This is a genomic window from Neisseria zalophi, assembly GCF_008807015.1.
GTDB classification, from domain to species: Bacteria; Pseudomonadota; Gammaproteobacteria; order Burkholderiales; family Neisseriaceae; genus Neisseria; species Neisseria zalophi.
Window position 1 is genome coordinate 79,789 of sequence record NZ_CP031700.1, and the last position, 11,831, is coordinate 91,619.

10 protein-coding genes are annotated in these 11,831 nt (G+C 46.4%); 8 read left to right on the forward strand and 2 right to left on the reverse strand.

Annotated elements, in window-relative coordinates; all coding sequences use genetic code 11:
* Window positions 1–231 precede the first annotated feature (231 nt).
* Window positions 232–1,893, forward strand: coding sequence for a glucose-6-phosphate isomerase (gene pgi, locus D0T92_RS00315; RefSeq protein WP_151049145.1), 1,662 nt, complete (start codon window positions 232–234; stop codon window positions 1,891–1,893).
* An 83-nt stretch (window positions 1,894–1,976) separates the two neighbouring features.
* On the opposite strand, the gene dnaN is transcribed toward pgi, so the two are convergent.
* Together dnaN and dnaA are read right to left on the reverse strand one after the other, a co-directional pair.
* Window positions 1,977–3,080 (reverse strand): DNA polymerase III subunit beta, encoded by a 1,104-nt coding sequence (gene dnaN / locus D0T92_RS00320; protein WP_151049147.1) that lies wholly within the window; start codon window positions 3,078–3,080, stop codon window positions 1,977–1,979.
* A gap of 19 nt (window positions 3,081–3,099) precedes the next feature.
* Window positions 3,100–4,731 carry a chromosomal replication initiator protein DnaA gene (gene dnaA, locus D0T92_RS00325; RefSeq protein ID WP_151049149.1) on the reverse strand — a complete coding sequence of 544 codons (1,632 nt, stop codon included), beginning with the start codon at window positions 4,729–4,731 and terminating at the stop codon, window positions 3,100–3,102.
* 516 nt (window positions 4,732–5,247) lie between these two features.
* Between dnaA and rpmH the strand changes: the two genes are divergently transcribed.
* From rpmH to D0T92_RS00360, 7 genes are all read left to right on the forward strand, one after another.
* On the forward strand, window positions 5,248–5,382 hold the full coding sequence (gene rpmH, locus D0T92_RS00330; protein WP_002214728.1) for a 50S ribosomal protein L34: 135 nt from the start codon (window positions 5,248–5,250) through the stop codon (window positions 5,380–5,382).
* 1 nt (window position 5,383) lies between these two features.
* Window positions 5,384–5,722, forward strand: a complete 339-nt coding sequence (rnpA, locus tag D0T92_RS00335; protein WP_151049151.1) for a ribonuclease P protein component — start codon at window positions 5,384–5,386, stop codon at window positions 5,720–5,722.
* Window positions 5,723–5,726: 4 nt separating this feature from the next.
* The gene (gene yidD / locus D0T92_RS00340) at window positions 5,727–5,939 is read left to right on the forward strand and encodes a membrane protein insertion efficiency factor YidD (RefSeq protein WP_151049153.1); all 213 of its coding nucleotides are present in this window, start codon (window positions 5,727–5,729) and stop codon (window positions 5,937–5,939) included.
* Between the two features lie 224 nt (window positions 5,940–6,163).
* Window positions 6,164–7,813, forward strand: coding sequence for a membrane protein insertase YidC (yidC, locus tag D0T92_RS00345; RefSeq protein WP_151049155.1), 1,650 nt, complete (start codon window positions 6,164–6,166; stop codon window positions 7,811–7,813).
* A 282-nt stretch (window positions 7,814–8,095) separates the two neighbouring features.
* Complete coding sequence (gene gyrB / locus D0T92_RS00350; RefSeq protein WP_151049157.1) at window positions 8,096–10,489, forward strand: DNA topoisomerase (ATP-hydrolyzing) subunit B; 2,394 nt, start codon at window positions 8,096–8,098, stop codon at window positions 10,487–10,489.
* A 212-nt stretch (window positions 10,490–10,701) separates the two neighbouring features.
* Complete coding sequence (gene nrdR, locus D0T92_RS00355) at window positions 10,702–11,166, forward strand: transcriptional regulator NrdR (RefSeq protein ID WP_151049159.1); 465 nt, start codon at window positions 10,702–10,704, stop codon at window positions 11,164–11,166.
* A gap of 87 nt (window positions 11,167–11,253) precedes the next feature.
* Complete coding sequence (locus D0T92_RS00360; protein ID WP_225315116.1) at window positions 11,254–11,829, forward strand: cytochrome C; 576 nt, start codon at window positions 11,254–11,256, stop codon at window positions 11,827–11,829.
* The last annotated feature ends 2 nt before the right edge of the window (window positions 11,830–11,831 follow it).

Sequence of the window (11,831 nt, forward strand, 5' to 3'; positions counted from 1 at the left end):
TTTATGAGAATTATAATTTTCAATTTTAAAAAATATTAGTATTATATTTTAACCAATAACCAACAAAACAGACCGTATCCAACCAAGCATCACACAGCGATTTATTGTACCATTACGAACTTTAAAATCAGTACGGCAGCGATATATAACCACAACATCCGGTAATAATAGGTTTCAGACGGCCTGCCTGCTATTTAACTCAATATTTATCAAACACATACTTACTTAAATATGAATAAACCCGATCGGCGTACTATCCAGCTTTCCCTTCAAGACCATCAAACCGACATCGCCCCGCTGCATATGCGCCATTTGTTTGAAACCGATAAACAGCGCTTTGAAAACATGCACGAAACGCTACACGGCCTGCTATTGGATTACAGCAAAAACCGCATTACCGAAGAAACACTGAATTTATTGTGCGATTTAGCAGAAGCCGCCGGAGTGGCTCAACAGGCGCAAGCCATGCGCAGCGGTGTCAAAATCAATCTCAGCGAAAACCGTGCTGTATTGCACACCGCCCTGCGCCTGCCTGCCGATGCAGAACCGGTTTATGTGGACGGTGAAAACGTATTGCCTAAAATTCATCACGAACTGGAACGTGCTTTAAACTTTGCAGACAACTTAATCAACGGACATTATCAAGGGGCAACCGGCAAACGCATTACCGATTTCGTCCATATCGGCATCGGCGGTTCCGATTTGGGCCCGCAAGTGGCCGTACAGGCATTGCAGCCGTTTCAGCAAAATATACGCGTACACTTTGTTTCCAACTCGGATGACGCTGCCATCGCCCAAACATTGGCAGGCTTAAATGCCGAAACCACCATTTTCTGCGTTGCCAGCAAATCGTTCCGCACGCCCGAAACCCTACTTAATGCCCGCGCCGCCCGCCATTGGTTTCTAGCGCAAGGCATGCCCGAATCTGCCGTCGGCCATCATTTCATCGCCATTTCTTCTTCCGTAGAAACGGCATGTGATTTCGGTATTGGCGAAGAAAACGTCTTCGCCATGTTTGAATGGGTCGGCGGGCGTTATTCGGTATGGTCGGCCATCGGCCTACCGGTGATGGTTGCCATCGGCGGTGCGAATTTCCGACAGTTTTTAAACGGCGCCCATGCTATGGACGAGCATTTTTTCCATACCGATTTCCGCCACAATATCCCTGTTTTACTGGCATTACTCGGCGTTTGGTATGGCAATTTTTTTGGCGCGCAAGGCCATGCCGTCGTGCCTTACAGCCACAATCTGCGCCGTTTCCCCAGCTATTTAAAACAACTGGATATGGAAAGCAACGGCAAATACCGCACCCTGCAAGGTGATGAAGTTGACTACCACACCGGCGGTATTGTATTCGGTGAAGCGGGGGTAGACTGCCAACACGCTTTTTTCCAATTGCTGCATCAGGGCACACGCCTGATTCCGGTTGATTTTATTATCCCGATGAGCAGCCCATATGCCGTCGGCGACCAACACCGCTTTACCGTCGCCAACGCCTTTGCCCAAACCGAAGCCTTAATGCGCGGCAAAACCTTAGCAGAAGCCCGTTCCGAATTATCCTATCTGCCCGAAGCAGAACAAGAAGTCCTTGCGCCCCATAAAACCTTTCCCGGCAACCGCCCCTGTAACAGCATCTTATTAGATGAACTTAATCCGTTTAACTTAGGTATGCTTGCCGCCATGTATGAGCACAAAGTTTTTGTGCAAGGGGTAATTTGGGATATCAATTCCTTCGACCAATGGGGTGTGGAATACGGTAAAGTATTGGCCAAAACCATTGAGCCGGAATTGGCGCAACGGCAGCCGCTACATCACGATTCATCTACCAACGGCTTAATCGACTATTACTACCGCTGCACACAACCCTTAACCGGGCAAAAAAACCCAAGCTAAAACATTATGGTTTTATTAAAACAAGGCCGTCTGAAAACCATTCAGACGGCCTTGTAATGAAATAAATACATGACTAGTAATGATTAAATCCGCATCGGCATCACAATATATTTAAAGTTCGGATTATTCGGAATAGTAAACAGGGTTGAACGGTTGCTGTCGCCGAAAGCCAACTGCATATCGTCTGAATGTACATTACGCAATACATCCATCAGGTAGCCGATATTAAACCCGACTTCCAATTCTTCACCCTGATAGGCAATTTCGATTTCTTCCCGCGCTTCTTCCTGCTCGTTATTGCTACATACCACGCTTAATAAACCGGGGCGCAATAGCAGGCGGGCGCCGCGGAATTTTTCATTAGCCAAAATCGCGGCACGCTCTAAAGCGCCCAGCAGTTGGGTTCTGCCAATCAGGAAGATTTTATCGTTATCCAACGGAATCACGCGGTTGAAGTCGGGGAATTTGCCATCCACCACTTTACTCACGATAACGGTGTCGTTACAACGGAAACGAACCTGATTATTCAACAACTCGATGGTAATCGGGTCGGACGGATGGTTTAAGAGTTTGAAAAGTTCCAACACGGTTTTGCGCGGCAGAATGATTTCGGTTTTCGGCAAATCGGCATCAATGGTTGTGCATGCATAAGCCAAGCGGTGTCCGTCGGTAGCGACCAAACGCAGCTGATCCCCTTCAACCTGCATCAATAATCCGTTGAGGTAGTAGCGGATATCCTGTACCGCCATGCTATATTGCACTTGCGACAGCATATTTTTAAATGCTTCTTGCGGCAGCGAAAAGGCAGCACTCACATTGTCGCCCACACTCATCAGCGGAAAATCTTCCGCCGGCAGGGTTTGCAAACCGAAACGGGATTTTCCGGCTTTCAAGGTGAGGCGGTTTTGCGCCCAATCCAAAGCCACTAAAGAACCTTCCGGCAAAGCGCGCAGAATATCTTGTAATTTTTTGGCATTGGTGGTGATGCGGAAATCTTCGGCTTCGCTGTGCGGGCCGGCGGTATTGATCTGAATTTCCAAGTCGGTTGCCAAGATATTGGTTTGTCCGTGTACGTTTTCGAGCAATACATTAGATAAAATCGGCAAGGTATGGCGGCGTTCAACGATACCGGTAACCGTTTGCAGCGGTTTGAGCAAAGTGTCTCGTTCGGCTTGTAAAATCAACATGTTTATCCCTTCGGATTGATTAATTCTGAATAATAATCAAAAGTTTTTCGTAATCTTGCGCGATTTCCGAATCTTCTTCCCGCAATTTGGTTACGGCTTTCACCCCATGCATCACTGTGGTGTGATCCCGCCCGCCGAAAGCATCACCGATAGACGGCAGGCTGAGATTGGTTAACTCTTTGGTTAAACTCATGGCAATCTGGCGCGGGCGTGCAATATTACGAGTGCGCTTTTTACCAAGTATATCGCTGATTTTAATGCGGTAATATTTAGCGGTTGCATCAATAATCAATTCGGCGGTAATCACTTTATAAGAGCTGGCGACAATATCCTGCAAGGCCGTCCGCGCCAAGTCGATATCAATAGGTTTCTTTAAAAACCGGCTACTGGCGCTTACTCGGTTAAAGGCACCTTCCAATTCGCGAACATTGGAGCGGATAAGGTTGGCAATAAAAAACGCGGCATCCTCGTTTAAATCTACACCGGCCGTTTCGGCCTTCTTCTGCAAAATCGCTACCCGCATTTCCAATTCGGGTGGTTCCAATTCCAATGTCAGTCCCCATGAAAAGCGGGATTTCAGACGGGCATCCATATCTTCGATTTTGGTCGGCAACACATCACAAGTCAGAATCAGTTGTTTTTTCTTATTGTGAAAATGGTTATACAAATAGAAGAATTCTTCCATTGTACGGTCTTTGCCTTTAATAAACTGAATATCGTCGATAATAAGCAAATCATATTGCTTATATTGTTGCTTGAATACGTCATAACTATTGGTACGCACGGCATTCATAAAACTGCGGATGTAATCATCGGAATGCATATAGCGCACTTTGGCATCCGGCTTGTTTTTCAGCAACTCATTGCCAATGGCCTGAACCAAGTGGGTTTTCCCCAAGCCGGTACTGCCATATAAGAAAAACGGATTATAACCTTGGCCGGGATTCTCGGCGATAGATTGGGCAGCGGCGGCGGCAATACGGTTACCCTTACCTTCAACCAAGGTTTCAAACGTATAGTCGGGCGATAGGTTGGATTGGGTATATTGCGAGGCTTCCGAACCTTTAGCGGCAGCCGGTTGCGAATACCCGGCAGTCTCTTTTTTCGTCTTGGCAGTTTTAGGGTTTACCGCTGCCGATTTCTTCGGTTTATCCTGATCATGAGGCAACTGCTTCATGCGTTCGGCCAAAATATCGCGGGCGCTTTTTTTCGGTGTGGCGCCCGACGGCATAGCATCATTATCGGCTGTTTTGATTTCAGCCGGTGCTTCTATTGTTTCAGACGGCATAGTTGCCGCTTTAGCAGCATCTTGAGTAGCGAAAGCCGCTTTATCCGAGCCGTCTGAAACGGTTTGTACCGGTGCCGACTTTATTTCGGCATCTGCTTCCGCTGCCATTTCATAACGTTCGCCCTGCCCTGCTTTAAAAACCAGTGCAGATACCGTCGGCACAAGTTCGGCACGCACCGCCTCGATAGCACCGGCAAACCGACTACTCAACATATTTACAGCAAACTGATTTTTAGCATAAACCACCCATACACCATTTTCTTCGCCCACCGTCAGCGGCGCAATCCAAGTTTGGTATTGCTGTGGCGGTAGAGTATCGTGTAGTCGGCGCAAACACTGCGGCCAAAAATCTGCTAGCTTCATAGATGTTGCCTAGATTATTACGGTTTGGGGTATGGATATCACTAAAGGGCTTTGACAACATGCATGTTGGTCAAAAGGCCGTCTGAAAAACTAAGACGGGTTAAAATCAATCAACCTGTTTTCAGACGGCCTGCCGTATCTTTTATACTTATGTCGTATCACCGACAAGGCACGGCGGATTATACCGAAAATTATCCACAGCCGCCATGTATTAAACAACTATTTCACAGGAATATTTGTGGATATCTTTCTTCAACTACCCTGAAATTAACAACATGATTTTCTTAAAAATAAGCACTTCATATGCCAATACAGCATGATTTGCAGCACATCTGCCACACACCGCTTCAATCAACGCCGACACAGCTCGGGAGAGCCGCTATCACATTATTCCCATAGCCGATATCCATCAAACCACTTATTTCTTTTACCGCAACCTGCTTTTTCCATTGACAAAAGCCAATATTTGCTGTGTAATTTACGGTTTAATTTTCTGATAAAACTTAGGAAACAGACATGAAACGCACTTATCAACCTTCAGTGACCAAACGCAAACGCACCCACGGTTTCTTGGTACGCTCTAAAACCCGTGGCGGACGCGCCGTTTTGGCTGCTCGCCGTGCCAAAGGCCGCAAACGTTTGGCCGTATAAGTTGAAGCAAGGTTTCGCCAAGCGTTACCGCTTATTAAAAACGGATGACTACTCATCCGTTTTTGCGTTTAAAAAACAGCGCGGCACCGCATCGCTACAAGTGTTTTTTCTACCCGACAACGGCTTAAATCATGCCCGCCTAGGCTTGGTTGTCAGCAAAAAAACAGCCAAGCGTGCCAACAAGCGCAATTATATGAAACGCGTTATACGCGAATGGTTCCGCTGCCATAAAGAATATTTGCCTGCTTATGACTTTATCGTCAGGGTACGCAAACCCTTTACCCGTGAAAACGCTGCCGAAATCCGCAAACAACTCGAACAGTTAACACGGAAATCTTAAAAATATGGCCGCAAAGATTCTATTGGCACTGGTTCGCTTTTACCAATACGCCATTAGCCCGCTTATCCCGCCACGCTGCCGCTATACGCCGACATGTTCGCAATATGCCGTGGAAGCCATCAAAAAATATGGCGCGATAAAAGGTGGTTGGCTGGCATTAAAACGTATTTTGCGGTGCCACCCTTGGGGCGGTTGCGGACACGATCCCGTCCCTTAATTCGCCCCATATAATAGGAAATCATATTAGATTAGCGTTAAATTAGGGCAGACTTTCCAATATGTTTGTAAGCACCCTCGCACGTTTATCTATATAATGCCGTCTGAAATCAATCCGGCATGTATCCGAAAGTCATACGGAAACCACATACCGGCATACTTAATATATTACGGGGCATTGACGACTAAAAAGGTTTATACCTTCTGCACCATTAGGAATATTCTATGGATTTTAAAAGATTAATGATCTTCTTTGCTATCGCCGCAGCAATTTTGTTCGGCTGGGAACAGATGTTTCCCACTCCCCAGCCGACACCTGCGCAGCAACAGGCCGCACAGGAAACAGCGGCAGGCACTCCGGCAGCAGCTTCTTCAAGCACTCCGCTAACCCCGACCGTACCGGTTACGGTTACTACCGACTTAGTGAAAGCGGTTATTGATGAAAAAAGTGGTGATCTACGTGATCTGACTTTGCTGAAATACAATTCCAGCAGCGATGAAACCAAAGATTTTGTCTTATTTAACAATGATCAAAATCATACTTATGTCGCCCAATCCGAACTATTGGATGCCGAGGGCCGCAACCTATTAAAAGATATTGCATTCACCGCGCCGCAAAAACAATATACGTTGAACGGCGACAAAGTCGAAGTGCGTTTGAGTGCACCGGAAACCGCCGGCTTAAAAATCAACAAAGTGTACACATTCACCAAAGGCAGCTACCTGATTAATGTACGTTACGACGTTACCAACAGCAGCGGGCAGCCGGTGAAACTGAATGTGGTTTACAGCCTACTACGCGACGGCAACAAACCGGAAGGCGAAGGTTATTTCAACCATACCTACACCGGCCCGGTTGTCTACACCCCCACAGGTGATTTTGAAAAAGTACCGTTCGATGATTTGGACGACGACTTCCAATCCGGTAAAAATGAAGCCGAATATGTCCGCCGCACCAATAGCGGTTGGGTAGGTATGATTCAACACTACTTTATGTCGACCTGGATTTTACAACCTAAAGACGGTCAAAGCATTTGTGAAACAGGCACCTGCCAGATTGACTTAAAACGCCGCAGCGATAATTTATATTCAGCTTCCGTACGCGTCCCAATGCCGGCTATTCAAAACGGCAGCACTGTCGACTTCCCCGTGAATCTGTATGCCGGTCCGCAAACCACCGACATTATCAGCAACGTGGCCGACAACCTGCAATTGGCTAAAGACTACGGTAAAGTGCATATTTTCTCATCACCGCTATTCTGGTTACTGAACAAACTGCACGATATCGTCGGCAACTGGGGATGGGCGATTGTATTGCTGACCATTATTGTGAAAGCCATACTTTATCCGCTTACCAATGCCTCTTACCGCTCAATGGCGAAAATGCGTGCGGTTTCCCCACGCTTACAAGCCTTGAAAGAGAAATATGGTGACGACCGTATGGCCATGCAACAAGCCATGATGCAGATGTACAAGGAAGAAAAAATCAACCCTCTGGGCGGCTGTTTGCCTATGCTGTTACAAATTCCCGTATTCATCGGTTTGTATTGGGCGATTTTCTCTTCTGTAGAATTACGTCAGGCACCTTGGTTCGGCTGGATTACCGACTTAAGCCGTCCGGATCCACTGTTTATCCTGCCGATTATTATGGCGCTCACTATGTTTATCCAAACCCATCTGAATCCGCCTCCTTCCGACCCAATGCAGGCCAAGATGATGAAGCTCATGCCGATTATTTTCTCTATCATGTTCTTCTTCTTCCCTGCCGGTTTGGTGATTTACTGGGTAGTCAATAATATTCTCACCATTCTGCAGCAATGGTATATCAACCGCAGCATTGAAAAGCAACGTGCCACAGGTGAAGTAGTATCATAACGCTGGCATGAACAACTTAAAGCCGTCTGAATCCTAAAACCCGATATTTGGTTATCATGGAACAGACGGCTTTTTTATGAACAGGCTCTCTGCAAATTTATCCGCCTCGCACAATAGGCATTCAGACGGCACCTATCCTATGTAACCATGCTATGAAAACACTGAAAATACTTAGGAAATCAGGTATAATATGATGATTATTCTGCCGTTTGAATAAACCAACCCGATTTAGGTTTCAAATAGCACAACCTATTTAAAATCAGTAAGAAAAGACTTAACAATATGACCCAGCAGCAAGAAGAATACGGTGCCGACAGCATCCAAGTGCTCGAAGGCTTGGATGCAGTACGCAAACGCCCCGGTATGTATATCGGTGACACGCAGGACGGCTCCGGCCTGCATCACATGGTTTTCGAAGTATTAGACAATGCCATTGATGAAGCTTTGGCCGGTCATTGTGACCAAATCACCGTTGCCATCAATGCCGATAACTCCATCACCATCGAAGATAACGGTCGCGGCATTCCCACAGGTATTCACCCCAAAGAAGGGCGTTCTGCTGCGGAAGTCATTATGACCATTCTTCACGCCGGCGGTAAATTCGATAATAACAGCTATAAAATCTCAGGCGGTTTGCATGGTGTGGGCGTATCAGTGGTTAACGCCCTATCCGATTGGCTACGCCTCACCATCTATCGCGACGGTAAAGAGCATTTTGTCGAATTCAGACGCGGCGTTGCAGTCGAACCGTTAAAAGTGGTTGGCGATGCACCCGCAGGTCGTACCGGTACCAAAGTACACTTTTTGGCCAGTGAAGAAACATTCGGCCAGGTAGAATATCACTTCGATATCTTGGCCAAACGTATCCGTGAATTATCATTTTTGAACAACGGTGTCGGTATCAAACTTCTCGACCAACGAGATGGAAAAGAAGAAGATTTTGCCTTTTCCGGCGGGGTAGCCGGCTTCGTTCAATACATGAACCGCAAGAAAAACCCGCTGCACGAAAAAATCTTTTATGCATTGGGCGAACGCGACGGCATGAGTGTTGAATGCGCCATGCAGTGGAACGACAGCTACCAAGAATCGGTACAATGTTTTACCAACAACATCCCCCAACGCGACGGCGGTACGCACCTTACCGCCCTTCGCCAAGTCATGACGCGTACCATTAACCAATATATTGAATCTAACGAAATCGCCAAGAAAGCCAAAGTCGATACCAGTGGTGACGATATGCGCGAAGGCTTAACCTGTGTGTTATCGGTTAAACTGCCTGATCCGAAATTCTCTTCACAAACCAAAGACAAACTGGTTTCCAGCGAAATCGGCCCGGTTGTAAACGAAGTTATCAATCAGGCATTGAACGAGTTTTTAGAAGAAAACCCCACCGAAGCCAAAACCATCTGCGGCAAAATTGTCGATGCCGCACGCGCACGCGAAGCAGCTCGCAAAGCACGCGAAATTACCCGCCGTAAAGGCGTGATGGACGGCTTGGGATTACCAGGGAAATTGGCCGACTGCCAAGAAAAAGACCCTGCATTATCTGAACTTTATCTTGTCGAGGGTGACTCCGCAGGCGGTTCTGCCAAACAAGGGCGTGACCGTAAATTCCAAGCTATTTTGCCGCTTAAAGGTAAAATTCTAAATGTGGAAAAAGCCCGTTTTGAAAAAATGCTGGCCAGCCAAGAAGTCGCTACCCTGATTACCGCCTTAGGCGCCGGCATCGGTAAAGAAGAATTCAATCCGGAAAAACTGCGCTATCACCGTATCATTATTATGACCGATGCCGATGTGGACGGTGCCCATATCCGTACCCTACTGCTGACCTTTTTCTACCGCCAAATGCCCGAGCTGGTCGAACGCGGCTATATCTACATCGCCCAACCGCCGCTCTATAAAGCCAAGCATGGCAAGCAGGAACGCTATCTGAAAGACGAATTGGAAAAAGACCAATGGTTGCTCGGCCTTGCCCTAGATAAAGCCAAAATTGTTTCAGACGGCCGCACCGTAGAAGGTGAAGAGTTGGCAAAAATTTCTAAGCAATTCCTGTCTGCCAAAAACGTTGTGCTTCAGGAAAGCCGCATTATGGACGATTTAGTGCTTCAAGCCATGATGTATGCCGATCCGGTAGATTTATCATCAGCCGAAACTACCGACAAAGCCATCACATCTTTGAATGCCTTATTGGATAGCGAAGAAGTTGCTTTAGAGCGCATTGATGGCAACGAAGGCAACCACTTCATCAAAATCACCCGCAAACTGCATGGCAATGTCATGGTCAGCTATATCGAACCCAAGTTCCTCGGCAGCAAGGCCTACCAAACCTTACAGCAAACCGCAACCATGCTGAACGGCCTAATCGGCGAGCATGCCAAACTGTATAAAGGTGAAAATGAGTTTGAAGTCGGCAGCTTTGAAGAAGCTTTAGGTATTTTGATGGGTATTGCTCAAAAAGGTATGTCTATCCAACGCTATAAAGGCTTAGGCGAGATGAACCCCGAACAACTTTGGGAAACCACCATGGATCCTAGCGTGCGTCGTTTGCTTAAAGTGCGCATCGAAGATGCCATTGCCGCCGATGAAGTCTTTATGACCTTAATGGGTGACGAAGTCGAACCACGCCGTGCCTTTATTGAAAATAATGCATTGGTTGCCCAAAATATTGACGTTTAAAGATATATCGCATGCAAGAGGCCGTCTGAAAATAATTCAGACGGCCTGTTTATGACTGATAACTTAATATTTACCAATTATTTAACGCTTCCAATATATTATTTTCAGACGGCCCAAACTAAAAAAACAAACAACAAAATATCATGTATTTACTATAAATCATTTATTTACGTTACAATAATCACGTTTATACCCATAGCGACACTGCACTAATGAAATGCCCTTTCTGCCACCACCCCAATACCCAAGTCACCGACTCACGGTTATTGGAAGAAACCAACAGCATCCGCCGACGCCGACGCTGTCTTTCCTGTGGTCAACGTTTCAGCACTTTTGAAACCATAGAAATGCGGATGCCGCAGATTATAAAAAGCACCGGTGCCCGTGTCGCATTTAATCCGCACAAATTACGTACCAGTTTGGAGCGTGCATTACACAAGCGTCCCATTGATGCAGAAACCATAGACGACACCGTTGCCCTAATCGAACAACGCCTCTACCAACTCGGCCATAAAGAAGTGTCTTCACAATTGGTTGGTGAAATGGCTATGGAGGAGCTGGCCAAAATCGACCAAGTGGCCTATGTACGCTTTGCCTCGGTTTACAAAAGCTTCAATGACGTTTCCGAATTTACTCAGGCTATCGCAACCCTGCCACAAGCCGGCGGTAAAGATTAAAACATCACATCAAAATGTGATACGATAACCGGCATACTTTTGATATACTTGGTACAAATGATCACAACACATACGGAATCTGATTCAATGAAAATGAAATTATCTACGTTCACCCTGATTGCTGCCGCAGCCTTTAGCCTGGCAGCTTGTAAACAACAAGCCGAAACTTCCGTTCCTGCCGAAGCAACACAAGAAACTGCCTCCGCTACGACCGAAAACAGCGTACAAACCCTAACCAGCAATGACGGGAAAATCAATATTTTGATTCAAAACGGTAATTTTGAAGATATCTCTCATGATCCGGCTACTCTACCCGATGGCATCACTGAAGAAGAGCTGACACTGCTCCAACATGATGCCGGCCGTAATATCTCCATTTATATTGCCAATCTCGGCACGCCGAAAACCGATGCTAAAAATTATTTTGGCAACCTGAAAACTACACTCGAATCCACTTCAGGACTCACCGAAGTTCAAACCGGTGCCGCTACCGATACTCGGATGAACTATCGTTTTGCCCAAAATGACAGTGAAGGCAATCTATTGCGTGAGAACTGTATTTCAATTTACGAAACCAACCTCTACAATGTTTGCGCCAGCAGCACCTCTGCATCACAAGAAGAATTGGCCGGCGTATTGAAAGAAGTCAATCTGGTTAAATAATC

Excerpts from the sequence above, each read along its gene's own strand:
- pgi (WP_151049145.1), top strand. The coding sequence starts at position 232 with ATGAATAAACCCGATCGGCGTACTATCCAGCTTTCCCTTCAAGACCAT.
- dnaN (WP_151049147.1), bottom strand. The coding sequence starts at position 3,080 with ATGTTGATTTTACAAGCCGAACGAGACACTTTGCTCAAACCGCTGCAA.
- dnaA (WP_151049149.1), bottom strand. The coding sequence starts at position 4,731 with ATGAAGCTAGCAGATTTTTGGCCGCAGTGTTTGCGCCGACTACACGAT.
- rpmH (WP_002214728.1), top strand. The coding sequence starts at position 5,248 with ATGAAACGCACTTATCAACCTTCAGTGACCAAACGCAAACGCACCCAC.
- yidD (WP_151049153.1), top strand. The coding sequence starts at position 5,727 with ATGGCCGCAAAGATTCTATTGGCACTGGTTCGCTTTTACCAATACGCC.
- yidC (WP_151049155.1), top strand. The coding sequence starts at position 6,164 with ATGGATTTTAAAAGATTAATGATCTTCTTTGCTATCGCCGCAGCAATT.
- gyrB (WP_151049157.1), top strand. The coding sequence starts at position 8,096 with ATGACCCAGCAGCAAGAAGAATACGGTGCCGACAGCATCCAAGTGCTC.
- nrdR (WP_151049159.1), top strand. The coding sequence starts at position 10,702 with ATGAAATGCCCTTTCTGCCACCACCCCAATACCCAAGTCACCGACTCA.
- D0T92_RS00360 (WP_225315116.1), top strand. The coding sequence starts at position 11,254 with ATGAAAATGAAATTATCTACGTTCACCCTGATTGCTGCCGCAGCCTTT.